The following is a 26,942-nucleotide window of genomic DNA, read 5'->3' on the forward strand; positions in this document are numbered from 1 at the left end:
TTGCCCTGATTCTACTCAGGGGCGATGAGACTCCACGCGACACCGTCGAGGATGTCGTGCTCACTCGCGGTGAAGCGGTCCGCGCCGGTGCGCGCGAGCACACGCGACAGCACCAGCGCACCCGCCGCGATCACGTCCACGCGGCCCGGGTGCATCACGCCGATCTCCGCGCGCTCCGCGTGCCGCGAGGCCAGCAGCTCACCCGTGATCCGCTCCAGGTCCTCGGCCGAGACCCGTGCGTGGTGGATCCGCTCCGAGTCGTACTCCGGCAGGTCCAGCGCGATCCCGGCGACCGTGGTCGCGGTCCCCGCCACACACACCACCGAACCGGCCTCCCGCAACGGGACGACCTTCTCCACCTCGTCCAGGGCGGCGTCGATGTCGGCCGTGGCCGCCTCGATCTGCTCCCTGGTGGGCGGGTCGTCGCGCAGGTGGCGCTCGGACATGCGCACGCAGCCGACGTTCACCGACAGGGCCGCGCGCACGAGGTCCTCGTCGTCGTCCAGGCCGCCCAGCACGAACTCCGTGGAGCCCCCGCCGATGTCGACCACCAGGAACGGCGGCGTGAAGTCCGCGTTGGCCTCGCCCTCGGCGGCCTGCGCCTCCAGCTCGGCCGTGGCGCCCACGAACGAGAGCTCGGCCTCGTCCAGACCGGTCACCACCTCGGGCTCCACACCCAGGATCGCGCGGACACCGTCCACGAACTCCTGGCGGTTGCTGGCGTCCCGGGTGGCGCTGGTGGCGACCATGCGCACCGCGTGCGGACCCAGCTCGATGCCGTGCGCCTCGATGGTCTCCGCGTAGCCGCGCAGCGCCTCCAGGGTCCGCTCCAGGGCCTCGGGCGCGAACGCGCCGGTCTCGTCGACCCCCTGACCCAGCCGCACGATCTCCATCCGGCGGTCGACATCGACCACCTGGACCTCGTCGTCGCCCAGGAACACCACGTCCGCGATCAGCAGCCTGATCGAGTTGGTTCCGCAGTCGATCGCCGCGACACCGCTCATGAAGCGTCCGTCCCTTCAGCGCCCTCGGGGGCGCTCTCGTCCACGCACACGCACGGGCCCTTGGCCCACCACTCGGGAAGCTCGGTCAGGGCCTCCGCCCCGAACGGGTTGGTACCCGGCGCGGCCAGCTCGTGGCCGACCAGCGCGTGCAGGCACTTGACCCTCGTCGGCATGCCACCGGTGCTCTGCATGCCCTCGGGCAACGGCTCCAACCCGTCGGCGCGCGCCTGCTCGGCGCGCTCCTCCAGGTAGGACTCGTGGGCCCTGGTGTAGGCCTCCTGGAGCTCGGGCTCCTCCCCCAGGCGCTCCTGCATCCGGCGCATGCGGCCCTCGTTCTCCAGACGACCGATCGCGGAGGCGGCTCGCGGGCATGTCAGGTAGTACAACGTCGGGAAGGGGGTGCCGTCTTCCAGGCGGGGAGCTGTCTTCACCACGTCGGGGAGGCCACAGGGGCATCGGTGCGCGACGGCACTGACCCCGCGCGGCTGGCGGCCCAACTGGAGTTCGATCGCGGCGAGGTCCCGTTCGGACGCGGGACCGCCGTCGGTGTGCCCCGGAACGGGCTGATCTGCGGAAGTCATGACCAGCCCAGCATAGTTGCCGCCGCACCCGGACGGGCCGGGTCCGCGGGGCCTACAGACCGGCGTCGGGGTCCGGGCTGTCGGCCTCCTCGACCGTGCGCCACAGCTCGGTGAACCACGGTTCGGTGGGCTCCGCCGGGTCCGCCTCCGTCTCGGCCTCGGACTCGGGCCGGATGACGATGTAGGCGGTCTCGTCGGGGTACTGGTAGTGGAGCCGGGCGCGGGCCTCGCGCTCCACGAACGCCTCGTCGCTCAGCGCCTCCTCGCGCTCCTGGAGGTCGGCGACGTTCTCCTCCATGCGTGCGCGGTCCTCCTTGAGCTGCGCGATCTGCGACTGCTGCATCACGTACTCGCGCAGCGGATAGGCGAGGCTCAGCGCGATCACGCACACGACCAGCGCGAGGATGGCGGCGCGGCTGGTGAGCATGGGCCGCACCCGGGAGGTGCGGCCCACGCCGGAGTCCTTCGTGCCCGCGTCACCGGCGCGCCTGGCGCCGTTCCGGGCAGCGGCCTTCGCAGGCCTGTCGGCTTTGGTCGCCTTCTTGGCCTTTGTGGGCGGCTGCTTGGATTCGCGGGACACTGGGGCAGACTAGCCGCGCCTGGCGAACCTCGGGAAGGCCGACACGCCCGCGTAGACGGCGGCGTCGTCCAGTTCCTCCTCGATGCGCAGGAGCTGGTTGTACTTGGCGACCCGCTCGCTGCGCGCCGGGGCACCGGTCTTGATCTGCCCGGCGTTGGTGGCCACCGCGATGTCCGCGATGGTGGTGTCCTCGGTCTCGCCGGAACGGTGGCTGATCATCGCCGTGTAGCCGCTGCGCTGGGCGAGGGAGACCGCGTCCAGCGTCTCGGTGAGGGTGCCGATCTGGTTGACCTTCACCAGGAGCGAGTTGGCGGTGTCCGCGAGGATGCCGCGCTGGAGGCGCTCGGGGTTGGTGACGAACAGGTCGTCCCCGACCAGCTGGACCTTGGCGCCGAGCTGCTCGGTGAGCTTCTTCCAGCCGTCCCAGTCCTCCTCGTCGAGGGGGTCCTCGATGGAGACCAGCGGGTAGGAGTCGACGAGCTCCGCGTAGTAGGCGGCCATCTCCTCGGCCGTGCGGGTCTTGCCCTCGAAGGTGTACACGCCGTCGGAGAACAGCTCGCTGGCGGCCACGTCCAGGGCCAGCGCGATGTCGGTGCCGACCTTGTACCCGGCCTTCTCGATCGCCTCGACGATGAGGTCCAGGGCGGCGCGGTTGCTCTCCAGGTCGGGGGCGAAGCCGCCCTCGTCACCGACGCCGGTGCCCAGGCCGTGGGACTTCAGGACGGCCTTCAGGGAGTGGTAGACCTCGGTGCCCCAGCGCAGGGCCTCGGAGAACGTCGGGGCGCCGATGGGCGCGACCATGAACTCCTGGATGTCGACGTTGCTGTCGGCGTGCGCGCCGCCGTTGAGGATGTTCATCATCGGCACGGGCAGGACGTGCGCGTTGGGACCGCCGATGTAGCGGAACAGCGGCAGACCGGCCTCCTCGGCGGCGGCCTTGGCCACGGCGAGGGAGGTGCCCAGGATGGCGTTGGCGCCGATCCGGGACTTGTCCGGGGTGCCGTCCAGGTCGATCAGCGCGCGGTCGATGATGCGCTGCTCGTCGGGGGTGTGGCCGAGCAGTTCGTCCGCGATCTCGTCGTTGACGGCGGTGACGGCCTTCGTCACGCCCTTGCCGCCGTACCTGTCGCCGCCGTCGCGCAGCTCGACCGCCTCGAACCTGCCGGTGGAGGCACCGCTGGGGACACCAGCTCGGGTGATGGTCCCGTCGTCGAGCAGGACCTCGACCTCGACTGTCGGGTTGCCCCGGGAGTCAAGGATCTCCCGCGCCTGGACTGACTCGATGGACGCCACGATCTCTCCGTATCTTCGGTGTCTGGGCCCACAGTTCCGGGCCCGGACACGAGACTAGCGACCCCTGAGCCGGTCAGTGGCGTCCGCCCTGCCACATTGGTCTAGTCCATACGGGTCATCGGCCCCCGGAGCCCCTCCCCGCTGGTCCTCCCAGGCTTCTCGGTCTAGCGTGAGGGATCCTCGACACCCAAGGAGTCGTCGACCGTGACCGCTGTTCGAACCGTCCTTGTCTCCGGGGCCAGCGTCGCCGGACCCGCCCTCGCCCACTGGCTCCACCGGTACGGGATCCGCGTCACCGTGGTGGAGAGGGCCCCCGCTCCCCGCACCGGCGGGCACGCCGTCGACGTGCGCGGCGTCGCCGTCGACGTCGCCCGGCGCATGGGAGTGCTGGAGGCCCTCCGCGCCCGTGTGACCGAGACCTCCCGCACCGTGTTCGTCCGCGCGGACGGCCGGATCCGCGCCGACATCGGCACCACCATGGACACCGACCACGACCGGTCCCTGGAGGTCGTGCGCGGCGATCTCACCCGCATCCTGCACGAGCCCACCACCGCGTACACGGAGTACCTGTACGACGACACCGTCACCGCTCTGGAGGAGACCCCGCACGGGGTCCGCGCGACCTTCGAGCGCACCGAACCCCGCGTGTTCGACCTGGTCGTGGGCGCCGACGGCCTGCACTCCCGCACCCGGGGACTGGTCTTCGGCCCCGAGGAGCGCTACGCCCGCTACCTGGGCGCCCTGATCAGCATCGCCACCGTCCCCGACCTCCTCGGCCAGGACCGGGAGGTGCGCCTGTACAACGAGCCCGGCCGCGCCGCCGGGATCAGCACCTCCCCCCGCTTCCCGGGGGCCAAGGCCCTCTTCCTCATACACGAGCGCGAGCCGCGGGGCGTGGACCGGGCTCCGGAGGAGGAGCAGAAGGCGTACCTGCGCGCCCGCTTCGCCGGGTCCGGTTGGGAGTGCGCGCGACTCCTGGACGGGCTGGACGACAGCCCCGACTTCTACTTCGACTCGGTCACACAGATCCGCATGGACCGGTGGTCCCGGGGACGGGTGACGCTGCTGGGAGACGCCGGGTACGGCCCCTCCCCCATGTCCGGCCAGGGCACCACTCTGGCGCTGGTCGGCGCGTACGTGCTGGCCCAGGAGCTGTCCCGGCACACGGCCCCCGCCGTCGCGCTCGACGCGTACGAGGCCCGGATGCGCCCGTACGTCCTGGCCAACCAGGCCATCGCGGACACCGGACTGGGTTTCCTCGCGCCGCGCTCCCGCCTGGGCCTGGTCGGGCGCGACGTGCTGCTGAGGTTCAGCGGGCTCCTGTCCCGGCTGTCCGGTCTGGACACACGGGTGGCCGACGCCGCCGAGGGGATCGACCTGGACGCCCCCGCGCCGCCCGGAACCGGCTAAACCGAACCGCCCGGAAGTGGCCGTTCCCCTTGCCGGGTCCACGGGCCTGTCTATAGTTCCCACTGAGGGCCACCGTCCCCCCCATCCGTGCCCGGAACAGCCACGGCCCCGCGTGAACGGTAGAGGACGAGCATGGCCAACCCGAAGACCGACCCGGTGGACGGGGCCCTGCGCCCCGCACGACAGAGACGCGCCGAGCTGGCGTTGCTGCTCGCCTCGATCGGGGTGACCTTCGCGGCTCTGCTCTACGCGTCGCTGTCGGTCACCGGCGGTGTGGAGAACCGCGTCCTGGTCTACGGACTGGTTCTCGGCGCCGGAGCGCTCGCCCTGCACGTGCTGATGCGGTTCGTGGCGCCTTACGCCGACCCCGTGCTGCTCCCCGTCGCCACCGCGCTCAGCGGGATCGGGCTCACCATGATCTGGGCGCTCCAGATGACCCGGGACCAGGCGCCCGGCAGCAGCGAGGCCGACCGGCAGCTGATGTGGACGCTGGTCGGCATGGTCCTGTGCGCCGCCGCCATCGCGTTCGTCCGGCAGCCGCGCCGCCTCACGATGTACACCTACCTGATCGCCCTGGTCGCGCTGGTCCTGCTGCTGCTCCCGCTGTCGCCGCTGGGCCACGAGGTGCTCGGCGCCCGGCGGTGGATCATGATCGGGCCCTTCACCATGCAGCCCTCGGAGTTCGCGAAGGTGCTCCTGGTGATCTTCCTGGCCTCGTACCTGGGCCGCCAGCGCGAGGTGATGGCGCTGGTCACCCGGACCTTCCGGATCGGCGGGGTGAAGGTGTTCAGCGCGCCGCGCGCCCGGGACCTGGCCCCGATGGCCGTGGGCTGGGGCGTGGCGATCCTGCTACTCGTGGGCACCAAGGACCTGGGCACCTCGCTGCTGCTCTTCGGCACGTTCCTGGCGGTGCTGTACGCGGCCACCGCCCGCAAGTCCTGGGTGCTGATCGGGCTGGTGGCCTTCTCCGGTGGGGCGTACGTCGCCTACCTGATGTTCGGTCACGTGCAGAACCGGGTGCGGATCTGGCTGAACGCGTTCGACCCGGAGGTGTACCACAGCGCGGGCGGCAGCTTCCAGGTGGTGGAGGGCATGATCGCCCTGGCCTACGGCGGGCTGCTGGGCACCGGGTTCGACGGCGGCAACGCGCAGAACCTGTTCGCCGCCGACAGCGACCTCATCCTGGTGTCGACGGGCGAGAAGCTGGGCCTGACCGGGCTGATGGCGGTGCTGACCCTGCTGCTGCTGTTCGCCCAGCGGGCCCTGCGCATCGCCCTGGGCTGCCGCGACGTGTTCCTGAAGCTCACCGCCCTGGGCTACGGGTTCATCACCGCGTTCGACGTCTTCATCGTGCTCGGCGGCGCCACGCTGATCATCCCGCTCACCGGTATGACCACGCCCTTCATGTCGGCGGGCGGATCCGCGCTCATGGCCAACTGGCTGATCGTGGGCCTGTTGCTGACCATCAGCGAGTCCGCCCGCCGACCGCAGGAGTCGTTCAGTTCGGGGCTGGCGCCCGGCGACCCCTCGACCGAGGTGATCAACGTGCGCGACCTGCCCGACGGCATCCGCTGACTCAGGTCAGGAACGTGATGCACAGCGAGGCGACGAGGATGCCGAAGAGCATCACGACCGCCGAGTAGCCGAGGATGCGGCCCGCCCTGAGCTTGGTCAGGGCGAGCAGCGGCAGCGCCCAGAACGGCTGGATGCCGTTGGTGAGCTGGTCGCCCATGGCCACGGCCATGACGCCCACCCCGGGGCGGATGCCCAGGGTCTCGGTGGCGCCGATGACCACCGGCCCCTGCACGGCCCACTGGCCACCGCCCGAGGGCACCGCGAGGTTGACCAGGCACGCGCTGATCAGGGCCCAGAACGGGTACGTGAACGGGGTGGAGAACGAGATGAACCACTGGGTGATGACCTCCAGCAGCCCCGAGGTGTCCATGATCCCCATGATCCCGGCGTAGAAGGGGAACTGGATGATCACGGCGGAGGCGTTCCGCGCCCCCTCGGCGGCGGCGGCCGAGTAGCCCGCCAGCGTCCCGTGCAGGCCCAGCCCGGCCATGAGGAACGCGAAGTTGAGCAGGTTGATGTCCATGCCCACCACACCGTTGGTCACGAGCGCGGGCACCAGGTGGACCAGCCCCACGGCCACCACCGCGTACACCAGCACCCGGCTGTGCATGAGGCGCTGCGCCGGGGACAGGGCGCGCAGCTCGTCGCGGCCGGGCCGACCGGGGCCCGGCTCGCTGTCGGAGGTGTCACCGATCTCCTCGCTCTCCTCCGCCTTGGGGGTCATGCTCATCAGCAGCAGCGGTGCGCCGATCAGCATGGCCGCGAGGAAGACCAGGTTGAAGGGCTGGAAGATGGTCTCGCTGAGCGGAATCAGGCCGATCTGGTCCTCTAGGAAGTGCCCGGGGGTGTTGACCAGCAGGGGCGCCGAACCGGACAGGCCGCTGTGCCAGACCATCAGCCCCGTGTAGCCGCCCGCGACGACCAGCGGGAAGTGCACCCTGATCCCGCGCTCCTTGCAGGAGCGGGCCACCTCCACGGCCAGCAGGGCACCGGCGATCAGACCGAGCCCCCAGTGCACCATGCCCAGGAGCGCGGAGCCCACGGCCGTGACCAGGACCGCCGTCAGCGGCCCCCGGGCCAGCCCCGCCACCCGGAGGATCGCCCGCCGCGCCGGGGGCGAGGACGCCAGTGCGTACCCGGTGACCAGGACCAGGGCCATCTGCATGCCGAACTCCAGCAGGCCCCAGAACCCGCCGTACCAGTCCCCGACCAGCTGGATCGGCGTCCGGTCGGTGAGGAACAGGGCCATCCCGAAGACGAGGGCGGACAGGATGACCGCGAAGACGAAGGCGTCCGGCACCCATCTGGTGCTGAACGCCGCGAGGGCGTTTCCGAAGCGGCGCATGAGGGGCTCCCACGTGTACGGGGGCCCGGACCGCGGCGGAGGGTGCCGGAGCCCCGGGCCCCGAGGTGAGAGCACTGTGTTGCACGGGTCACACGGGAGTCAAGATCAACTTGACCTATGTGAGGTTCTTCCGAGCTGGCCCAGCCGTTCGCGGGGTGCGGTCGACGGGTGGACCCGCCGTAACGGGGCGGGGAGCGACGATCGTGCTGCTCCGGACGCCGGGGCGGAGCGCGACTCCCACCGGGTCGCGTGCACCGTGGTCGGCCGGAGGCCGGGACCGCTCCGTGGCGTTCCGGCCCCGGGCGGGAAACCGCGCCGGGGCCGTCACGCTCCGCCTATCCGGTCTTCGACCAGTACGTGCGCCACTGTTCGTCGGTGAGCTCGCGGGGCTCGTGGCCCTCGGCGCGGGCGGCCTCCTCGGCGGCACGCACACGGGTGTCGAAGCGGCGGGCCGCCAGGCGCAGGTCGCTCTCCGGGTCACGGCCCTGGTCCCGTTCCGCGGCCACGGCGGCGAACAGCTCCCCGCCCTCGGAACCGTCGTCACCCACCAGGTCGGCGGGGAACCCGTTGCGCACGGCCCGCTTCTGGAGCTCGTAGGCCAACAGCACGGCCGGCTGGGCGAAGGGCACCCCGTCCAGTACCGAGGTCTCACCGCTGCCGCCCCTGGCCTTGGCCTTCGCGGAGCGCTCGGCCGCCTTGATGGCCTCCCAGTTCGACCACACCTCGTCGGTGCCGGACACGTCCTGGCCGCCGAACACGTGCGGGTGGCGACGGGTCATCTTGTCGATGATGGCGTCGGCCACGTCGTCCACCGTGAACCGGGCCGGGTCCCCCTCGGGGCGCTCGGCGCCGATCGCGGCGTGGAAGACCACCTGGAGCAGCACGTCCCCCAGCTCCTCGCGCAGCTGCGGGTAGTCACCGTCCTCGATGGTCTCCAGGGTCTCGTAGGACTCCTGGATCAGAAACTTCGCCAGGGACTCGTGGGTCTGGGTGCTGTCCCACGGGCACTCCCGGCGCAGCGTCTCCATCACCTCGACCAGGCGGAGCATCCGGTGCCCGGGCACCGGTGGGGTCGGGGCGTCGCTCGTCATCAGTCCTCGCTCACGTGCTGGTCGGAGGGGAGCCAGCCGCCCGCACGCAGGGCGTCCAGCACCAGGGCCACGGACTCGGAGGGGTCCGCGCCCACGGTGTCGACGACCAGGTCGGCGTCGGTCGGCTCCTCGTAGGGGTCGGAGACCCCGGTGAACTCGGGGATCTCCCCCGCGCGGGCCTGGGCGTACAGGCCCTTGCGGTCCCGGGCCTCGCACTCCTCCAGGGGCGTGGCCACGTGTACCAGGAAGAAGTCCCCGAACTCCTCCACCATGGCACGGACCTCGGCCCGGCCCGACGCGTACGGCGCGATCGGCGCGCAGACCGCCACCCCGCCGTGGCGGGTGATCTCGGCGGCCACGTAGCCGATGCGCCGGATGTTGAGCTCGCGGTCCTGCCGGGAGAAGGTGAGCCCCTTGGAGAGCACGCGTCGCACCACGTCGCCGTCGAGCAGGCTCACGGTGCGGCCGGAGCGGCGGACGCCGTCGCACACACCGCGGGCGATGGTGGACTTGCCCGAACCGGACAGGCCGGTGAAGAGCAGGGTGAGGCCGCGCCGGGTGCGTGCGGGGCGCAGCCGGGCGAGCTCGGCGCCGACCCGGGCCGGGGTGAACCAGGCGGGCAGTTCGCGGCCGTGCGCGAGCTCCGCCGCGACCTCCTCGTCGGTCGGCTCCGCGAGGACGGTGCGCGGGTCCACGTGGGTGAGGGGCTTCCACAGCGCCTCGTTCGCGTCGTACCGCCACGGTTCGGGGTCCAGGACGGTCAGCGGCGGCCGCTGCGCCATGACCCGCTCGGTCTCGGGCGCGTGCCCGCCCGCCTCGACCAGCAGGTGGGTGGCGCCGTAGGCGGCGGCGACGTGGCCCGCGAGCGCGGCGTCCCGCTCGGTCCAGGAGCCGCCGAGCGCGCCCGTGGCGCGGGCCCGGGACCGGGGCAGGGTGACGACGGCGAACGACGTCCGGGGCGGCAGCAGCGGTTCGGCCGCGAGCACGGCGTCGGCCAGTCCCGCGTCGTGCAGGCCGGTGTCCAGGATGACCAGGACCTCGGCCCGCCCCAGCGCCTCGGCCTCGGCCCGGATCTGGTGCAGGGCCCGGTGGTGCAGCGGCCGGTCGGTGACCACGGCCAGCAGGGGGCGGTCGGGCTCCAGCCCGCTCTGGGCGCGGACCTCGGCGGGGGTGGACCGCAGTTCCCTCAGGACCCCGTAGGTGGGCGGCCGCAGCAGAGTGACGTCCCCCGCCAGGTGGTGCACGCCAGGTTCACCGGGTGACTCCCAGCTCTCGCTCACCACCAGCTCGGCCAGGGGCGCGCCCTCCAGGTCGGTGAGGGTGAGCCGCTCCCGTCCCGCCAGTTCCTCCGGCACCTCCAGGGTGACCGGAACCGGCCAGGGCCGACCGTCGGGCAGACGTCCCCGGAGCGCCACCGACTCCGCCTGTTCGCGGGTCATGAACCCGGCCAGCGGGTAGGCGCCGCTGAGGATGAGCTCCAAGTGGGCGAGGCCGTCCGGACCTGGTGCGAAGGCCGGGGCACTCGGTCGGCCGCTGTCGCCGTCCCGTCCGCTCCCGTGTCTGTGGGCACTCACCACGCGCTTCCTCTTCTCTGGCCGTTCAGCGGAACCCTCCACGAGCGTCCAGCGTATGCCCGGCGGATCGCCCGCCCCGGCGGCGAACCCGTCACTCCGGAATATCAGCAGTTCAGAGCGGGTTCTCTTCCTAGTGACCTCTCCGGATCACCGTGGCCGAGGGCAGGTCGGGGACGCGCGGGAACCGAACCGCCGACCTCGCGACCGGGCCCGCGCGCGACGGTGGTACTGGATAAGCTGAGGGAAGCCGGGTGGCCACGCCCATCCACACACACGGCCGCCCACAACCGTCACCGGACCGTCCCCACTCGACTCGCGGGACGGCGGCAACCGTGCCCGCCGCACGCGGGTGTCGGCGTCAGGGCAGGACCCGACTCCTGAACCGGACCACTTCCAGTTTTTGGTGCTATGAGCCTCATTGGACTTCTCGCCGACGTCTCCACGGACCCGGCACTGCACAGTGCGATCGAGACCGCCCGAAGCGGCCGCGATCCCCATCTCGACCTCGTCGCCCCGGCGGCTCTGCGCCCCTTCATGGTGGGGGCGCTCGCCGCCGACTCCCCCGTGGGCGCGAACCGGCCGGTGCTCGCCGTCACCGCCACCGAGCGGGAGGCCGCCGACCTGACCGACGCGCTCGGCTCACTGCTGCCCGCGGACTCCGTCGCGCTCTTCCCCGCCTGGGAGACCCTGCCGCACGAGCGGCTCTCCCCGCGCTCGGACACCGTGGGCCAGCGTCTGGCGGTCCTGCGCCGTCTGGCGCACCCCGACCCCTCGGACCCCCTCACCACCCCGCTGCGTGTGGTGGTGGCCCCGGTCCGCAGCGTCCTCCAGCCGCTGGTCGCCGGGCTCGGTGACCTCGAACCGGTCCGTATCCGGCCCGGCGACGAGGCGTCCCTGGAGGACGTGGTCAGCTCCCTGACCAACACCGGCTACGCCCGCGTCGACCTGGTGGAGAAGCGCGGCGACATGGCCGTGCGCGGCGGCATCCTGGACGTCTTCCCGCCCACCGAGGAGCACCCGCTCCGGCTGGAGTTCTGGGGCGACACCGTCGAGGACATCCGGTACTTCCAGGTGGCCGACCAGCGCTCCATCACTCCCGGTGAGAACGGGGAGGCCGCCGACTCCCGGGCCGCCTCCGGCCTGTTCGCCCCGCCCTGCCGCGAGCTCCTGCTCACCGAGACCGTGCGTGAGCGGGCCCGCGCCCTGGCCGCCGAGCACCCCTCGCTGGCCGAGGTGCTCACCAAGATCGCCGACGGCGTCTCGGTCGAGGGCATGGAGGCGTTCGCCCCCGTGCTGGCCGAGCGCATGGAACCCTTCCTGGAGTACCTGCCGAAGAACGCCATGGTGGTGGGCTGCGACCCCGAGCGCATCCGGACCCGCGCCGTGGAACTGGAGGCCACCAGCGCCGAGTTCCTGGACGCCTCATGGATCAACGCCGCCTCCGGCGGCGAGGCCCCCATCGACCTCGGTGAGTCCGCCTACATGTCCATCTCCGAGCTGCGCTCGGTCGCCAGCGGCCTGGGCCTGCCCTGGTGGGGGCTGACCCCCTTCAGCGCCGGCGAGGACGCGGGCGAGGAGGACGACGCGGTCGTGGTGGGCGCGGTGCCCGCCGACTCCTACCGCGGCGACACCGAGCGCGCCCTGGCCGACGTCAAGAGCTGGCTGCACGACAACTGGAGCGTCGTGCTGGTCACCCAGGGGCACGGTCCCGCCGAACGCCTGGTGGCCATGCTCCGGGACGCCGGGCTGGGGGCCGCGCTCTCCGCCGACCTGGTCGAGCCGCCCAAGGAGGCGATCGCGACCGTCACCACCGGTCTGGTCGACCACGGCTTCCTGCTGCGGTCGGTACGCACGGTGGTCCTCACCGAGACCGACCTGGTGGGGCAGAAGTCCTCCACCCGCGACATGCGCCGCATGCCCAGCCGCCGCAAGGGCACGGTCGACCCCCTCCAGCTCAAGCCGGGCGACTACGTCGTGCACGAACAGCACGGTGTGGGCCGCTACCTGGAGATGGTCAGCCGCCAGATCCAGGGCGCCACCCGCGAGTACCTGCTCATCGAGTACGCGCCCTCCAAGCGCGGCCAGCCCGGCGACCGCCTGTTCGTGCCCACCGAGCAGCTCAGCGAGGTCACCCGGTACGTCGGCGGCGAGGCGCCCACGCTGTCCAAGATGGGCGGCGCCGAGTGGAGCAAGGCCAAGAGCCGCGCCCGCAAGGTCGTCCGCGAGATCGCCGGTGACCTCATCCGCCTGTACTCGGCCCGGCAGGCCTCCCCCGGGCACGCGTTCGGCGCGGACACCCCGTGGCAGAACGAGCTGGAGGACGCCTTCCCCTACGTGGAGACGCCCGACCAGCTCGCCGCCATCGACGAGGTCAAGAAGGACATGTCCAAGTCGGTCCCGATGGACCGGCTGATTTGCGGCGACGTGGGATACGGCAAGACCGAGGTGGCGGTGCGCGCCGCGTTCAAGGCGGTCCAGGACGGCAAGCAGGTGGCCCTGCTGGTGCCCACCACCCTGCTGGTCCAGCAGCACCTGTCGACCTTCACCGAGCGCTACGCGTCCTTCCCCGTCACGGTCAAGCCGATGTCGCGGTTCCAGACCGACGGCGAGGTCGAGCTGACCCGCGAGGGCCTGCGCTCCGGCGAGGTCGACGTGGTGATCGGCACCCACCGCCTGCTGTCGCAGGAGACCCGGTTCAAGGACCTCGGCCTGGTCATCATCGACGAGGAACAGCGCTTCGGTGTGGAGCACAAGGAGGCCCTGAAGCGGCTGCGCACCCAGGTGGACGTGCTGGCGATGTCGGCCACGCCCATCCCGCGCACCCTGGAGATGGGTCTGACCGGCATCCGCGAGATGACCACGATCCTCACCCCGCCCGAGGAGCGCCACCCGGTGCTCACCTTCGTGGGGCCCTACGAGGACAAGCAGATCACCGCCGCCATCCGCCGCGAGCTCATGCGCGAGGGACAGGTGTTCTTCGTGCACAACCGGGTGGCCTCCATCGACAAGGTGGCGGCCTCCATCAAGCGGCTGGTCCCCGAGGCCCGGGTGGCCTACGCGCACGGCCAGATGAACGAGCAGCAGCTCGAGAAGGTCATGGTCGACTTCTGGGAGAAGAACTTCGACGTGCTGGTCTCCACGACCATCGTCGAGTCCGGCCTGGACGTGCCCAACGCCAACACGCTGATCATCGACCGCGCCGACACCTACGGCCTGTCCCAGCTGCACCAGCTGCGCGGCCGGGTGGGGCGCGGCCGCGAGCGCGCCTACGCGTACTTCCTGTACCCGCCGGAGCGCCCGCTCACCGAGACCGCCTACGAACGGCTCGCCACCGTCGCCCAGCACACCGAGACCGGCGCCGGCATGTACGTGGCCATGAAGGACCTGGAGATCCGGGGCGCGGGCAACATCCTGGGCGCGGAGCAGTCCGGGACCATCGCCGGTGTGGGCTTCGACCTGTACGTGCGCATGGTCGGTGAGGCCGTCGCCGAGCTCAAGGGCGACCCGGAGGCGGTGGCCGAGGTCGAGACCAAGGTGGAGCTGCCGATCAACGCGCACATCCCGCACGACTACGTGCCGGGCGAACGCCTGCGCCTCCAGTCGTACAAGCGCATCGCCAGCGTCACCAGCGAGGCGGACATCCTCGCCGCCTACGAGGAGCTCACCGACCGCTACGGCACCCCGCCGCAGCAGGTGGACAACCTCATGGCGGTGGCCCGGTTCCGGGTGCTGGCCAAGTCCGCCGGGCTGGCCGACGTGGTCATGCAGGGCAACCAGATCCGCTTCTCCCCGGTGGAGCTGAGGGAGTCCCAGGAGCTGCGGCTGCGCCGGATGTACCCGAGATCCATCCAGAAGGAGTCCGCGAAGACCCTCCTGGTGCCGGTCCCGAAGGCGGGCGGGCTCGGCGGCAAGCCGCTGCGCGACCTCGAACTCCTCAAGTGGTGCACCGACCTGGTCAACTCCATCTTCGAGCCCGACAAGCGCAGGGTCGTCCCCAAGGGCGACTGACCTCCCCGGAGGAGACAGTGGGGGCACGGCCGACGGCCGTGCCCCCACGTTCGTCCCCCGACCTCAGTCGCGGCGCTCCACCTCGTCGGGAGCGGCCTCGTAGGTGATGCCGTACATCTCCTCCTCGGCCTCCTCGTCCGCTCGGCCGCGGCGCCACCAGCCGCCCTCGGCGCGCCGGTCCGCGCGGCGCTGCGCCCGCAGCTCCCGGCGGGCTTCCCTGCGCGCCCGGCGCTCCACCACGCGGTCGCGCCCGCGGGCCCGGCGTACACGGCGCAGCGCCGCCCGGCGCTCGGCGACGGTCGGCTCCGGCACCTCCTCCACCACCCGCTCCTCCTCGCGGGGGCGCAGCGCCGTGACGGTGGCCAGCCCCTTGCCGACCGGCACGTCGTCGGGCAGCTCCACCACGGGCACGGCGGGTGCGGGGCGCGGCTCCGCGGCGGTCTCCCCCCGCTCGGCGGCGACCCGCCGGGACTGCCTGCGCGTGTACCACCAGTTGGCGATCCAGGCCGCCACCGCGGCCGCCACCCCCACTTCGAGGGCGGCCACCACACCCACCTGCCAGGCCGAGGGGCCCACCTCGCTGAGCCGCTGCGCCCCCAGGGAACCGCCCGCGACCCCGGCCAGGGCCGCGAACAGCAAGCCCGTCGTCACACCGCACACGAACCCCCACAGGGGCGCCGCCTCGCTGACCACGTCCGGCGCGCTGCGCTGGGTCAGCACCCCGCCGATCGCCCCCGCCACGAACGGCACCACCAGGGCGCCGAGGGACAGCACCGGGGCGGCTCCGTTGGAGGGCAGCGCCGCCAGCATCGGCAGCGCCGGAACCGCGCCCACCGACACCTCGGTCGGCGCGACCACCGTGGACGCCCCCATCGCGAACCCCGGACCGAGCGCGTAACAGACCGCGAACACCACCGCGTTGGGCAGGTACGCCAGCTGCACGATCAGCAGGAGCGTCCCGCCGACCATCCCCGGCCCCAGCGACCGCGTGATCTCGACCGCCTCCGGCAGGTTCAGCCCCAACGCCACCAGGAACAGCACCAGCCCCCCGACCAGCAGTGTTCCCGTGGACGCGAGCATGCCCACCAGCAGCGACCTCGACCGCGCGGGCATGAGGTCGAGCAGGTCGCGCGCGGCCACGCCCTTGTCCCGCATGAGCTGGCGCAGCACCCCCAGCCCGCCCGCGATGAACGCGATCACGAACCCCATGAGGAGCGCGCGCGGCATGCTCGGCACGGCCTCGTCGGTGCGGGCCAGGAGCGCGAGCGTGCCCGCGATCGCCGCGTAGGGACCGGCGATGGCCAGCGCCGCCCGGTGCACGTGCCGGAGCCGCCCGATCACGCAGCCGCGCGCCAGCCAGCGGCCGAACCGGTACAGCAGCATCCCCGGCAGCAGGACCAGGCCCATCGGCAGCAGGCTGATCTGCCCCTCCGCGAAGGAGAAGGAGACGTGGTGGCCCACCAGCCAGGCCAGGACGGCCCCGCGCAGGAGGTCGGCGATGTCCTCGCCGAAGGTGTCGTGCGGCGCCGCCACCCACCCGGCCAGGGTGAGCGTGACGATCACCGCCAGGCCGATGCCCGCCGCGGACGCGGCGGCGATCCCGCCCGTCGCGTAGATCGGACGGCCCGCCGCCTCCGGCGGTGACGCGGGCACACCCTCGGAGGCCCCGTCGCTGGTGCTCGTGGACCGCTTCGACTGTCGGCCTCGGTCGGGGGGAGATCCTGGCGTACTCACCCGACTTATGCTGCCAGGGACCGGAATGCTCCGTGGTATCCGGGCGGCGCGTGTCGTGCCCGCGTCACCTCGGGGGAACGCCCGACAAACGCGATACGTCGTAAGATGACAGCCCGCCCCCCGCACGAAGGACGCCCCATGTCAGAGCTCGAACCCGACCGCGGCTACCGGTTGTCCGACACCGAACGCGACGACGCCCTCGGGAAGCTCCGCGTGGCCTTCGAGGAGGGGCGGCTGGACACCGAGGAGCACGAACAGCGCTCGGACGCCGCCCTCCGGGCCGTCAACAGCGCCGACCTCGTCCCGCTCTTCGACGACCTCCCGCCCGGGCTGGCCCCCGACGCCGTCGCCGTCCCCGAACCGGCCTCACCCGCCGTCCCCGACGAGGACACGGCCGAGGTCTCCGAGAAGGACAAGGGAGTGAACGTCGGCGGCCTCCTCGGCTGGGGCGGCTTCCTCCTCCTGGTGTGGGGCACGCCCTCCTTCGTCAGCGGCAACGTCTACGCCATCACGGTCTTCCTCGGGTTCTTCTGCCTCATGGTGATCGGCCCCCTCGTCGGGCAGCTCGTCGCTCGGCGCGGGCGCCGGGACCAGGACGGCTGACCCCCGCACACGAAACGGCTCCGCCCCGCCGACCGGATGTCACCGGCGGCGGGGCGGAGCCGTGCTGAACGAGCGCCCTGCGGGGCACGTCCCCTAGAAGAGGTCGCGCACCAGCTGAGCGGTCTCGCTCGGGGTCTTGCCGACCTTGACGCCAACGGCCTCGAGGGCCTCCTTCTTGGCGGCGGCCGTGCCGGAGGAGCCGGAGACGATGGCGCCGGCGTGGCCCATGGTCTTGCCCTCCGGGGCGGTGAAGCCCGCGACGTAGCCGACAACCGGCTTGGTCACGTTGGCCTTGATGAAGTCGGCCGCGCGCTCCTCGGCGTCGCCGCCGATCTCACCGATCATCACGATCACGTCGGTGTCCGGGTCGGCCTCGAAGGCCGCCAGGGCGTCGATGTGCGTGGTGCCGATGATCGGGTCGCCACCGATGCCGACGGCGGACGAGAAGCCGATGTCGCGCAGCTCGTACATCATCTGGTAGGTGAGCGTGCCCGACTTCGAGACCAGGCCGATGCGGCCCGGCTTCGCGATGTCGGCCGGGATGATGCCGGCGTTGGACTGGCCCGGGGTGATGAGACCGGGGCAGTTCGGGCCGACGATGCGGGTCTTGTTGCCCTTGGAGCCGGCGTAGGCCCAGAAGGCGGCGGTGTCGTGGACCGGGATGCCCTCGGTGATCACGACGGCCAGACCGATCTCGGCGTCGATCGCCTCGACGACGGCGTCCTTGGAGAACTTCGGCGGAACGAAGATCACGGTGACGTCGGCGCCGGTGGCGGCCATACCGTCCGCGACGGAGCCGAAGACGGGCACCTCGGTGCCGTCGAAGTCGACGCTCTGCCCGGCCTTGCGCGGGTTCACGCCACCAACGATGTTGGTGCCGGACGCGAGCATACGGCGGGTGTGCTTGGTGCCCTCAGAGCCGGTCATGCCCTGGACGAGCACCTTGCTGTCCTTGTTCAGGAAGATAGCCATGGTGTGTTGTCCCCTACTTCGCCGCGAGCTCGGCGGCCTGAGCGGCGGCGCCGTCCATCGTGTCGACCCGACGAACGGCCGGGTGGGCGCGCTCGTCGAGGATCTGGCGACCCAGTTCGGCGTTGTTGCCGTCCAGGCGGACGACCAGCGGCTTGCTGACGTCGTCGCCGCGCTGCTCCAGGAGCTCCAGAGCCTGCACGATGCCGTTGGCCACGGCGTCGCAGGCGGTGATGCCACCGAAGACGTTGACGAACACGCTCTTGACGGCGGGGTCGCCCAGGATGATCTCCAGGCCGTTCGCCATCACCTCGGCGGAGGCACCGCCACCGATGTCGAGGAAGTTGGCGGGCTTGACGCCGCCGTGGTTCTCACCGGCGTAGGCGACCACGTCCAGGGTCGACATGACCAGACCGGCACCGTTACCGATGATGCCGACCTCGCCGTCGAGCTTGACGTAGTTGAGCCCCTTGGCCTTGGCGGCGACCTCGAGCGGGTCACCCTCCTCGGCGAAGGTCAGGCTCTCCAGGTCCTGGCGGAACTCGGCGTTCTCGTCCAGGGTCACCTTGCCGTCGAGGGCGACGACCCGGCCGTCCTTGGTCAGGATGAGCGGGTTCACCTCCGCGAGGGTGGCGTCCTTGCCCACGAAGGCGTCCCACAGCTTGGAGACGATCTCCGTGGCGCCCGAGGCCGCGGCCTCGGGCAGGTTGCCTGCCTTGACGATCTCCGCGGCCACGTCGGCCGGGGCGCCCTTCAGGGCGTCGATCGAGATCTTGGCGACGGCGTCGGGGTTGGTCTCCGCGACCTCCTCGATCTCCATGCCGCCCTCTTTGGAGCAGATGGAGAGGAAGTTGCGGTTGGCGCGGTCGAGCAGGAAGGAGAAGTAGTACTCCTCAGCGATGTCACTCGCTTCCTCGACGAGGACACGGTGGACCGTGTGGCCCTTGATGTCCATGCCGAGGATCTGCTCGGCCTTGGCCTCGGCGTCCTCGGGGCCGTCGGCCACCTTGACGCCGCCGGCCTTCCCGCGGCCGCCCGTCTTGACCTGGGCCTTCACGACGACGCGGGGCTTGCCCGCGGCGGCGAACTCATCGGCGATGGCACGCGCCTCAGCGACCGTGCTCGCCACCTTCCCCTGGGGTACGGGAACCCCGTACTCTGCGAAGAGTTGCTTCGCCTGGTATTCGAACAGGTCCACGAGGGTCCGTCCTTGTAACTCGCTGGCTCAAGTGTGTACCGGGGTGGCGTGTCCGGATCGGCGGTGACGCACTGAAGGGGTGTCACACGACGCACACCCCTCGTTGGGGGTGAGCCGCCTACAGAGATCGAGATCGCCGCGGCGTTGCCACCCGCGACATGCGCAAAGCTTAGTCGCCCGTTGTCCGGCCACCGGACACCAGGGTCGCGTTGACCCCATGGCCTTGCGCACAAATGCCGCTCATGCGGCACTGCGGGGCCTCCCACATGGGAACATATGTGACCAGAGACACGACTGATAACACCGATCCGGGGTCGATCCGCCCCGCATCGGACTTCCACCGAAGTGCGACGAAGGTCACGACCCCTCAGGCCGCGTGCGCGGGCCGGATGTTCTCGCGCACCCAGTCCGCGATCTCCGCCGTCGGCGCACCCGGTGTGAAGATCCGGGCGACCCCCATCGCCTCCAGCTCCGCGATGTCGGAGTCGGGGATGATGCCCCCGCCGAACACCCTGATGTCGGTGGCGTCGTTCTCCCGCAGCAGCTCCATGACCCGGCCGAACATCGTCATGTGGGCGCCAGAGAGCACCGACAGCCCGATGGCGTCGGCGTCCTCCTGGAGCGCGGCGGCCACGATCATCTCCGGGGTCTGGCGCAGTCCGGTGTAGATGACCTCCACCCCGGCGTCCCTCAGGACCCGGGCGACGATCTTGACCCCCCGGTCGTGCCCGTCCAGTCCCGGCTTCGCGACGACGACGCGCGCGGCGGCCTCGGCCATGGCGTACCCCTCACTACGTTCCCTGCGGGGCGCCCCTCGTGAGGGCCCTCCCGCCGGGGAGATGATGAACTCGTGTGAAGAGTAACCCAGGTCACTCGCGGGTGCGGGGCACGGGGGCGGGTATCGTCCGACCATGGACGACGGATACGAACAGACCAGCACGGAGGACCTGCGGGAACGCGCCCTGGAACTGGCACGGAAGCGCTGGGACGTGGGCTTCCTCTGGCGCCTGCTGAGCCTGATCCCGGCCGCCGAGGCCGCCGCGGGCAACCGGGACGCCAGCGAGGCCAGCGTCGCCCAGGTGTCGGGGCTCCTCTACGAGGCGTTCTCGTCGGAGCACGACCCGAAGGTGCACGAGGCGCTGCGCCCCGTCTACATCGACTATCTCAACGGGGAGGACTGACCCCACCTGGGTGTCCGAAAACCGCCAGCATCCCCCTCTCCACTGGGCGAACATGGTGGTTGTGATGGACGACGAGCAGCGCTACAGAGCGGTACGGAGCAGGGACTCCCGTTTCGACGGGGTCTTCTACACCGCCGTGCGCACCACCGGCATCTACTGCCGACCGAGCTGCCCCGCAGTGACCCCGCGCCGGGAGAACGTCCGCTTCTACAGGACGGCGGCCGCCGCGCAGGAGTCCGGGTTCCGCGCCTGCAAACGGTGCCGGCCGGACACCGTGCCCGGCTCCCCCGAGTGGAACGTGCGGGCCGACGTGGTGGGCCGGGCGATCCGGCTGATCCACGACGGCGCCGTCGACCGAGGAGGGGTGGGCGCCCTCGCGGACAACCTCGGATACAGCGAACGCCAGCTCAACCGCCTGCTCAGCGCCGAGGTCGGCGCGGGACCGCTCGCCCTGGCCAGGGCGGAACGCACCCACACCGCGCGGGTCCTGGTGGAGACCACGGACATGCCCATGTCCGACGTCGCCTTCGCCTCCGGGTTCGCGAGTGTGCGGCAGTTCAACGAGACGATGCGGGCGGTCTTCGACCGCTCCCCCTCGGAGATGCGCGCCGCCACCCGACGGTCGAGCACACCACCGACCAGCGGGATCGTGCTGCGACTCCCGTACCGGGGCGCGATCGACCTGGACCGGATGCTCTCCTTCCTCGGTGACCGCGCGGTCCCGGGCGTGGAGGAGTACTCCGGCACCTACCGGCGCACGCTCCGTCTGCCCCACGGTCCGGGGATCGTCGAACTCTCCGCCGGTTCCGGGCACGTGCGGTGCCGACTGTGGCTGACCGACCCGAGCGACCTGACCAGCGCCGTGCGCCGCTGCCGGAGCCTGCTGGACCTGGACGCCGACCCCGACGCGGTCGCGGAGGTCCTCGGACCGGACCCCGTGCTCGGCCCGGTCCTGCGCCGACGCCCCGGGGTGCGCGCGCCGGGCCACGTGGACCCCGCCGAACTGGCGGTCCGCGCGGTCCTGGGCCAGCAGGTCTCGGTCAGGGCCGCGCGTACCCTGGCAGGACGGTTGGTGGCCAGGTACGGGGAACCGCTGGGACCCGGGCTCGACGGCCTGTTCCCCGGGCTCACCCACACGTTCGCCTCCCCGGAGGCGCTGACCGACGCCGACCCGGCGGGGATGTCCATCCCCGTGTCCCGGGGGCGGGCCCTCACCAACGTGGCGGGGGCGATCGCCTCCGGCCGCGTGGACCTGGGTCCGGGCTGCGACCGGGACGAGGCGGAACACCGACTGATGGAGCTGCCCGGGATCGGCCCGTGGACCGCCGGCTACGTCCGGATGCGCGGTCTGGGCGACCCGGACGTGTTCCTGGAGACGGACCTCGGGGTGCGGCAGGCCCTGGAACGAACGGGCCCGGTCTCACCGAAGGCATGGAGCCCCTGGCGTTCGTACGCGACCCACCTCCTGTGGGCGTCGCTGGGACTACCCGACGAGGAAGGATCAGGATGAACACACAGGAAGCACTTCCCATGGACCTGGAGCCGGTGGCCCCGCCACGCGAGGCGGCGGTGACCTTCCGGACTCCGCTCCCCGGCCCGACCCGCCACACCACGATGGACTCGCCCCTCGGCGAACTGACGCTGTACGGCGACGGCGAGGCCCTGGGCGGGCTGTTGACCCCGCCCAAGGAAGGACGGACCGTACCGTCCGACTGGGTGCGGGACGAGGCCGCGTTCACCGAGGTCAGGAAGCAGCTGACCGCGTACTTCGAGGGGAGGCTCCGGCACTTCGACCTGCCCCTCGCTCCCGCCGGTACGCCCTGGCAGCTCCGGGTGTGGCAGGCACTCACCACCATTCCCTACGGGGAGACCGCCAGCTACGGTGAGCTCGCCCAGGAGCTGGGCCGCCCCACCGCGTCCCGCGCCGTGGGCATGGCCAACGGGCGGAACCCGATCAGCGTCATCGTCCCCTGTCACCGGGTCATCGGCGCCAACGGGAGCCTGACCGGCTACGCGGGCGGACTGGAGCGCAAGGAGTTCCTCCTGGCCCTGGAGCGGTAACAAACCAACCAAATCAGGGGTGTAGCCGAAGGAACTTTCCGGTTACACCCCTTGTCCGTGCCTGGGTGCCTGGTTACTCTGCGGTAGCCACGAACACGAAGTGGTGTGTCACTCCCCGTTCGCACGACTCCCCCAGGAGAAGCGTTGACACTGCCAACCCCCCGAATCCCCCTCGTACTGACCGCCTCCGTCGCCCTCGTGGTCACGGGCATGACCCCCGCGTCCGCGCAGAACGAGCCCCTGAGCACCGCTGACAACGTCGAGATCCTTCTCGAGTCCGAGGTGGCCGACGACCTCCCCACCGCCGCCCCCTCCCTGGCCGACTCGGTCATCGAGGACGTCCTGGCGGAGCGCTCCACGGAGCTGTCCACCCTCGCCGCCCAGGACCGTGACGTGCGAGTCGACATCCGGGAGGCCAACGACGAGGCCGCCTTCGGTGTGGCCATCGTGACCGCCCCCGAGGTCGAGGGCGAGGACCCCTACGCCTGGCTGTTCGCCGCAGAGCTCGACGGCGCCTGGGAGGTGGGGCTCGAAGGCACCGACGAGTTCTCCCAGATCCTCGCCGCGTCCGGGCTGATGGACACCGAACAGCGCGAGACCGTCGCGGCCTCCACCGACCCCGACCAGCTCTCCCCCATGGCCTACACCGGCGTGGGGCTGCCGTTCTCGATCGGCACCTCGATGATCATGACCGGCGGCCCGCACGGGTTCAGCTCCGGCCCGCCGTACAGCTCAGTGGACTTCGCCGGGGGCAACGGCCAGGCCCGCGCCGCCCGGGGCGGCTACGCCTACTCCCTGTGCTCCGGCTGGACCCGGGTCATCCACGACAACGGATACTCCACGGACTACTACCACCTGGAGGACTACCAGTGGCTGCCCGGTAACAACGTCGGCACCGGCCACTACCTGGGCACCCAGGGCAACAGCCTCTGCGCGGGCGGCTCGACCACCGGCGCCCACATCCACTTCGCGCTGCGCGGTTACACGGACCCGAACGCCGCCGGTTGGTACGTGGCGCTGAACGGCCTGACCCTCGGCGGCTGGACCTTCGTCGAGGGCGCCAACTACGGCGGCTACGCCTACCGCAACGGCGTGGGCAACGTCTACCCGGGCGGCTCGATGTACAACTACGGCTTCTGACCCAAAGGGAGAGGGGCCCCTGGCTTCAGGGGCCCCTCTCCCCGTGTGCTCGGCCCTCTCCTCCCGCACGGAACACAACCCCTGGGGTTGAGGGGTTGTGTACGTGCGGGTGTGGAGCATCCTCAGCCCCAGGGGGTGTGCTTGACCTCCACCCCCCGGGATTCAGGGCCACCACCCAAACTCACAATTCACAAACGCACAAACCAGGACAACAAAAAAGAGAAGGAGAAGAACCCACACCCCAAGGCGTGAACCCTTCCCCTCCCCTTCCAAGAAAAACCGTGGCGGCGACCTACTCTCCCACCCCATCACAGGGCAGTACCATCAGCGCAAGGAGACTTAACGACCGGGTTCGGAATGAGACCGGGTGTGACCCTCCTGCCAAAACCACCACGGAAACCAACACCCACAACCACCACTCAACCCCGAAAGGGAATGACAGCCACGAGCAAGCTTCGTGAACAAAGTGTGCGCGAACATCCAATTATCTGCAGCGGACAAGCCCTCGACCTATTAGTACCGGTCAGCTCCACCCCTCACAAGGCTTCCACACCCGGCCTATCAACCCTGTCGTCTACAGGGAGTCTTACCCTCTCAAGGAGGCAGGAGACCTCATCTCGAAGCAAGCTTCCCGCTTAGATGCTTTCAGCGGTTATCTCTCCCGAACGTAGCCAACCAGCCATGCCCTTGGCAGGACAACTGGCACACCAGAGGTTCGTCCGTCCCGGTCCTCTCGTACTAGGGACAGCCCTTCTCAAGTCTCCAACGCGCACAGCGGATAGGGACCGAACTGTCTCACGACGTTCTAAACCCAGCTCGCGTGCCGCTTTAATGGGCGAACAGCCCAACCCTTGGGACCAACTCCAGCCCCAGGATGCGACGAGCCGACATCGAGGTGCCAAACCATCCCGTCGATATGGACTCTTGGGGAAGATCAGCCTGTTATCCCCGGGGTACCTTTTAGCCGTTGAGCGACACCGCTTCCACACGCCGGTGCCGGATCACTAGTCCCAGCTTTCGCTCCTGCTCGACACGTCCGTCTCACAGTCAAGCTCCCTTGTGCACTTACACTCAACACCTGATTACCAACCAGGCTGAGGGAACCTTTGGGCGCCTCCGTTACTCTTTGGGAGGCAACCGCCCCAGTTAAACTACCCACCAGACACTGTCCCCGAACCGGATCACGGTCCAAAGTTAGATGCCCGAAACAGTCAGAGTGGTATTTCACCAACGCCTCCACCGCCACTAGCGTGACAGTCTCACAGGCTCCCACCTATCCTACACAAACCATCCCAAACACCAATGTCAAGCTATAGTGAAGGTCCCGGGGTCTTTCCGTCCTGCTGCGCGAAACGAGCATCTTTACTCGTAGTGCAATTTCACCGGGCCCATGGTTGAGACAGTGGGGAAGTCGTTACGCCATTCGTGCAGGTCGGAACTTACCCGACAAGGAATTTCGCTACCTTAGGATGGTTATAGTTACCACCGCCGTTTACTGGCGCTTAGATTCCTAGCTTCGCGGGCCGAAACCCACTAACCAGTCCTCTTAACGTTCCAGCACCGGGCAGGCGTCAGTCCGTATACAGCGTCTTACGACTTCGCACGGACCTGTGTTTTTAATAAACAGTCGCTTCCCCCCGCTATCTGCGACCCCACCCAGCTCCGAAGGCATGCTTCTTCACCGGACAGGGCTCCCCTTCTCCCAAAGTTACGGGGACAATTTGCCGAGTTCCTTAACCATGGTTCACCCGAACGCCTCGGTATTCTCTACCTGACCACCTGCGTCGGTTTAGGGTACTGGCCACACACGAACTCGCTAGAGGCTTTTCTCGACAGCATGGGATCACTCACTTCGCCAAAAACGGCTCGGCATCACGTCTCAACCTTCATGAGAGGCGGATTTACCTACCCCTCGGCCTACACGCTTACCCCCGGACAACCACCGCCGGGTAGAGCTACCCTCCTGCGTCACCCCATCACTTACCTACTACAAGCTCGGGTCCCAGACCAGTTCAGAGGCACTCCCCGAAGGGACCACCAAGAACCAGCGTGGTTAGCATCACCTGATTCGATACTGGACGCTCGTGCACGGGTACGGGAATATCAACCCGTTATCCATCGACTACGCCTGTCGGCCTCGCCTTAGGTCCAGACTCACCCTGGGCGGATTAACCTGCCCCAGGAACCCTTAGTCAATCGGCGGCAACGTTTCTCACGTTGCTTTCGCTACTCATGCCTGCATTCTCACTCGCACACCCTCCACCACTCGATCACTCGGCAGCTTCACTGGATGCACGACGCTCCCCTACCAACCCAAGAATAAACTTGGACTTCACAGCTTCGGCGGTGTACTTAAGCCCCGCTACATTATCGGCGCAGAACCACTTGACCAGTGAGCTATTACGCACTCTTTAAAGGATGGCTGCTTCTAAGCCAACCTCCTGGTTGTCTGGGCAACTCCACAACCTTTCCCACTTAGCACACGCTTAGGGGCCTTAGCTGATGATCTGGGCTGTTTCCCTCTCGACTACGAAGCTTATCCCCCGCAGTCTCACTGCCACGCTTCACTTAACCGGCATTCGGAGTTTGTCTGACGTCAGTAACCTTGTAGGGCCCATCAGCCAAACAGTAGCTCTACCTCCAGCAAGAAACACGCGACGCTGCACCTAAATGCATTTCGGGGAGAACCAGCTATCACGGAGTTTGATTGGCCTTTCACCCCTACCCACACCTCATCCCCCAGATTTTCAACTCTGGTGGGTTCGGGCCTCCACGAGGTCTTACCCCCGCTTCACCCTGGACATGGGTAGATCACTCCGCTTCGGGTCCACAGCATGCGACTCAAACGCCCTATTCAGACTCGGTTTCCCTACGGCTACCCCACCCGGGTTAACCTCGCCACACACCATGACTCGCAGGCTCATTCTTCAAAAGGCACGCCATCACAACCCCGAAGGACTGCTCTGACGGCTTGACAGCACACGGTTTCAGGTACTATTTCACGACCCCTCACCGGGGCACTTTTCACCTTTCCCTCACGGTACTAGTGCACTATCGGTCATCAGGACGTATTTTGGCTTAGCAGGTGGTCCTGCCAGATTCACACGGAATTTCTCGGGCTCCGCGCTACTCGGGAGAACATCAACACCTAGACTCTTCCTTCACCTACGGGACTCTCACCCACTCCGGTACCGCTTCCCAACGGATTCAGCTAGAAAAATCATCAGCGCTCCAGGCCGACAGACCTGAAAAGATGCATCCCACAACCCCGCACACGCAACGACTGTCGTCTATCACACGCGCACGGTTTAGCCTCTTCCCCGTTCGCTCACCACTACTAGGAGAATCACTGTTGTTTACTCTTCCTACGGGTACTGAGATGTTTCACTTCCCCGCGTCACCACCAACTACCCTATACATTCAGGTAGCGGCAACCCGACACAACTCGGGCTAGGTTTCCCCATTCGGACACCCGCGGATCAAAGCTCGGTTGACAGCTCCCCGCGGCCTATCGTGGCCTCCCACGTCCTTCATCGGCGCCTGATGCCAAGGCATCCACCGTGTGCCACTATCACTTGGCCACTACAGATAATAA

19 protein-coding genes and 2 rRNA genes are annotated in these 26,942 nt (G+C 69.5%); 8 read left to right on the top strand and 13 right to left on the bottom strand.

Annotated elements, in window-relative coordinates:
• Positions 1-11 precede the first annotated feature (11 nt).
• The 4 genes from AC0VYM_RS25000 to eno form a co-directional block, all read right to left on the bottom strand.
• On the bottom strand, positions 12-1,004 hold the full coding sequence (locus AC0VYM_RS25000) for a Ppx/GppA phosphatase family protein (protein ID WP_475456141.1): 993 nt from the start codon (positions 1,002-1,004) through the stop codon (positions 12-14).
• Complete coding sequence (locus AC0VYM_RS25005; protein WP_475456143.1) at positions 1,001-1,585, bottom strand: DUF501 domain-containing protein; 585 nt, start codon at positions 1,583-1,585, stop codon at positions 1,001-1,003. Before AC0VYM_RS25005 ends, AC0VYM_RS25000 begins: the two co-directional genes overlap by 4 nt.
• A 52-nt stretch (positions 1,586-1,637) precedes the next feature.
• Positions 1,638-2,012, bottom strand: a complete 375-nt coding sequence (locus AC0VYM_RS25010; RefSeq protein WP_475463219.1) for an FtsB family cell division protein — start codon at positions 2,010-2,012, stop codon at positions 1,638-1,640.
• Positions 2,013-2,174: 162 nt separating this feature from the next.
• Entirely contained in the window at positions 2,175-3,458 is a 1,284-nt protein-coding gene (gene eno, locus AC0VYM_RS25015) for a phosphopyruvate hydratase (RefSeq protein WP_475456145.1), read from the bottom strand.
• A 204-nt stretch (positions 3,459-3,662) separates the two neighbouring features.
• On the opposite strand from eno, the gene AC0VYM_RS25020 reads away from it, so the two are divergent.
• Positions 3,663-4,868: an FAD-dependent monooxygenase gene (locus AC0VYM_RS25020; protein WP_475456147.1), complete on the top strand. Its 1,206-nt coding sequence runs from the start codon at positions 3,663-3,665 to the stop codon at positions 4,866-4,868.
• Between the two features lie 132 nt (positions 4,869-5,000).
• On the top strand, positions 5,001-6,443 hold the full coding sequence (locus AC0VYM_RS25025; protein WP_475456149.1) for an FtsW/RodA/SpoVE family cell cycle protein: 1,443 nt from the start codon (positions 5,001-5,003) through the stop codon (positions 6,441-6,443).
• A gap of 1 nt (position 6,444) precedes the next feature.
• Here the strand turns inward: AC0VYM_RS25025 and AC0VYM_RS25030 are convergent, their stop codons facing one another.
• The 3 genes from AC0VYM_RS25030 to cysC all read right to left on the bottom strand — a co-directional run bounded on the left by AC0VYM_RS25030 (position 6,445) and on the right by cysC (position 10,456).
• Positions 6,445-7,788 (bottom strand): short-chain fatty acid transporter, encoded by a 1,344-nt coding sequence (locus AC0VYM_RS25030; RefSeq protein ID WP_475456151.1) that lies wholly within the window; start codon positions 7,786-7,788, stop codon positions 6,445-6,447.
• A gap of 335 nt (positions 7,789-8,123) precedes the next feature.
• Entirely contained in the window at positions 8,124-8,879 is a 756-nt protein-coding gene (locus AC0VYM_RS25035) for a MazG family protein (RefSeq protein ID WP_475456153.1), read from the bottom strand.
• The gene (gene cysC, locus AC0VYM_RS25040) at positions 8,879-10,456 is read right to left on the bottom strand and encodes an adenylyl-sulfate kinase (RefSeq protein WP_475456155.1); all 1,578 of its coding nucleotides are present in this window, start codon (positions 10,454-10,456) and stop codon (positions 8,879-8,881) included. The genes AC0VYM_RS25035 and cysC overlap by 1 nt, the downstream gene beginning before the upstream one ends.
• Positions 10,457-10,861: 405 nt before the next feature.
• Between cysC and mfd the strand changes: the two genes are divergently transcribed.
• Entirely contained in the window at positions 10,862-14,461 is a 3,600-nt protein-coding gene (gene mfd / locus AC0VYM_RS25045; protein ID WP_475456157.1) for a transcription-repair coupling factor, read from the top strand.
• A 63-nt stretch (positions 14,462-14,524) separates the two neighbouring features.
• Here mfd and AC0VYM_RS25050 read toward each other — a convergent pair whose 3' ends face one another.
• Positions 14,525-16,114, bottom strand: a complete 1,590-nt coding sequence (locus AC0VYM_RS25050; protein ID WP_475463220.1) for a cell division protein PerM — start codon at positions 16,112-16,114, stop codon at positions 14,525-14,527.
• 219 nt (positions 16,115-16,333) lie between these two features.
• Here AC0VYM_RS25050 and AC0VYM_RS25055 point away from each other — a divergent pair, with 219 nt between their 5' ends.
• Positions 16,334-16,798, top strand: a complete 465-nt coding sequence (locus AC0VYM_RS25055) for a DUF1707 SHOCT-like domain-containing protein (protein WP_475456159.1) — start codon at positions 16,334-16,336, stop codon at positions 16,796-16,798.
• A 93-nt stretch (positions 16,799-16,891) separates the two neighbouring features.
• Here the strand turns inward: AC0VYM_RS25055 and sucD are convergent, their stop codons facing one another.
• The 3 genes from sucD to AC0VYM_RS25070 all read right to left on the bottom strand — a co-directional run bounded on the left by sucD (position 16,892) and on the right by AC0VYM_RS25070 (position 19,743).
• On the bottom strand, positions 16,892-17,770 hold the full coding sequence (gene sucD / locus AC0VYM_RS25060; protein ID WP_017545891.1) for a succinate--CoA ligase subunit alpha: 879 nt from the start codon (positions 17,768-17,770) through the stop codon (positions 16,892-16,894).
• A 13-nt stretch (positions 17,771-17,783) separates the two neighbouring features.
• Positions 17,784-18,965 carry an ADP-forming succinate--CoA ligase subunit beta gene (gene sucC, locus AC0VYM_RS25065; RefSeq protein WP_475456161.1) on the bottom strand — a complete coding sequence of 394 codons (1,182 nt, stop codon included), beginning with the start codon at positions 18,963-18,965 and terminating at the stop codon, positions 17,784-17,786.
• A 367-nt stretch (positions 18,966-19,332) separates the two neighbouring features.
• Entirely contained in the window at positions 19,333-19,743 is a 411-nt protein-coding gene (locus AC0VYM_RS25070) for a cobalamin B12-binding domain-containing protein (protein ID WP_378745213.1), read from the bottom strand.
• A 133-nt stretch (positions 19,744-19,876) separates the two neighbouring features.
• Between AC0VYM_RS25070 and AC0VYM_RS25075 the strand changes: the two genes are divergently transcribed.
• From AC0VYM_RS25075 to AC0VYM_RS25090, 4 genes are all read left to right on the top strand, one after another.
• A complete protein-coding gene (locus AC0VYM_RS25075; RefSeq protein ID WP_475456164.1) occupies positions 19,877-20,146 on the top strand; it encodes a hypothetical protein in 270 nt (89 codons plus the stop codon).
• A 52-nt stretch (positions 20,147-20,198) separates the two neighbouring features.
• Positions 20,199-21,656: an AlkA N-terminal domain-containing protein gene (locus AC0VYM_RS25080; RefSeq protein ID WP_475456166.1), complete on the top strand. Its 1,458-nt coding sequence runs from the start codon at positions 20,199-20,201 to the stop codon at positions 21,654-21,656.
• On the top strand, positions 21,653-22,207 hold the full coding sequence (locus AC0VYM_RS25085; RefSeq protein ID WP_475456168.1) for a methylated-DNA--[protein]-cysteine S-methyltransferase: 555 nt from the start codon (positions 21,653-21,655) through the stop codon (positions 22,205-22,207). Before AC0VYM_RS25080 ends, AC0VYM_RS25085 begins: the two co-directional genes overlap by 4 nt.
• A 144-nt stretch (positions 22,208-22,351) precedes the next feature.
• The gene (locus AC0VYM_RS25090) at positions 22,352-23,347 is read left to right on the top strand and encodes a M23 family metallopeptidase (RefSeq protein ID WP_475456170.1); all 996 of its coding nucleotides are present in this window, start codon (positions 22,352-22,354) and stop codon (positions 23,345-23,347) included.
• Between the two features lie 279 nt (positions 23,348-23,626).
• On the opposite strand, the gene rrf is transcribed toward AC0VYM_RS25090, so the two are convergent.
• Together rrf and AC0VYM_RS25100 are read right to left on the bottom strand one after the other, a co-directional pair.
• Positions 23,627-23,742 (bottom strand): 5S ribosomal RNA (gene rrf, locus AC0VYM_RS25095).
• A 97-nt stretch (positions 23,743-23,839) separates the two neighbouring features.
• Positions 23,840-26,929, bottom strand: a 23S ribosomal RNA gene (locus tag AC0VYM_RS25100).
• Positions 26,930-26,942 lie beyond the last annotated feature (13 nt).

It is taken from the genome of Nocardiopsis sp. iso_237 (assembly GCF_056173345.1).

Excerpts from the sequence above, each read along its gene's own strand:
- AC0VYM_RS25000 (WP_475456141.1), bottom strand. The coding sequence starts at position 1,004 with ATGAGCGGTGTCGCGGCGATCGACTGCGGAACCAACTCGATCAGGCTG.
- AC0VYM_RS25005 (WP_475456143.1), bottom strand. The coding sequence starts at position 1,585 with ATGACTTCCGCAGATCAGCCCGTTCCGGGGCACACCGACGGCGGTCCC.
- AC0VYM_RS25010 (WP_475463219.1), bottom strand. The coding sequence starts at position 2,012 with ATGCTCACCAGCCGCGCCGCCATCCTCGCGCTGGTCGTGTGCGTGATC.
- AC0VYM_RS25025 (WP_475456149.1), top strand. The coding sequence starts at position 5,001 with ATGGCCAACCCGAAGACCGACCCGGTGGACGGGGCCCTGCGCCCCGCA.
- AC0VYM_RS25030 (WP_475456151.1), bottom strand. The coding sequence starts at position 7,788 with ATGCGCCGCTTCGGAAACGCCCTCGCGGCGTTCAGCACCAGATGGGTG.
- AC0VYM_RS25035 (WP_475456153.1), bottom strand. The coding sequence starts at position 8,879 with ATGACGAGCGACGCCCCGACCCCACCGGTGCCCGGGCACCGGATGCTC.
- mfd (WP_475456157.1), top strand. The coding sequence starts at position 10,862 with ATGAGCCTCATTGGACTTCTCGCCGACGTCTCCACGGACCCGGCACTG.
- AC0VYM_RS25055 (WP_475456159.1), top strand. The coding sequence starts at position 16,334 with ATGTCAGAGCTCGAACCCGACCGCGGCTACCGGTTGTCCGACACCGAA.
- sucD (WP_017545891.1), bottom strand. The coding sequence starts at position 17,770 with ATGGCTATCTTCCTGAACAAGGACAGCAAGGTGCTCGTCCAGGGCATG.
- AC0VYM_RS25070 (WP_378745213.1), bottom strand. The coding sequence starts at position 19,743 with ATGGCCGAGGCCGCCGCGCGCGTCGTCGTCGCGAAGCCGGGACTGGAC.
- AC0VYM_RS25075 (WP_475456164.1), top strand. The coding sequence starts at position 19,877 with ATGGACGACGGATACGAACAGACCAGCACGGAGGACCTGCGGGAACGC.
- AC0VYM_RS25080 (WP_475456166.1), top strand. The coding sequence starts at position 20,199 with ATGGTGGTTGTGATGGACGACGAGCAGCGCTACAGAGCGGTACGGAGC.
- AC0VYM_RS25085 (WP_475456168.1), top strand. The coding sequence starts at position 21,653 with ATGAACACACAGGAAGCACTTCCCATGGACCTGGAGCCGGTGGCCCCG.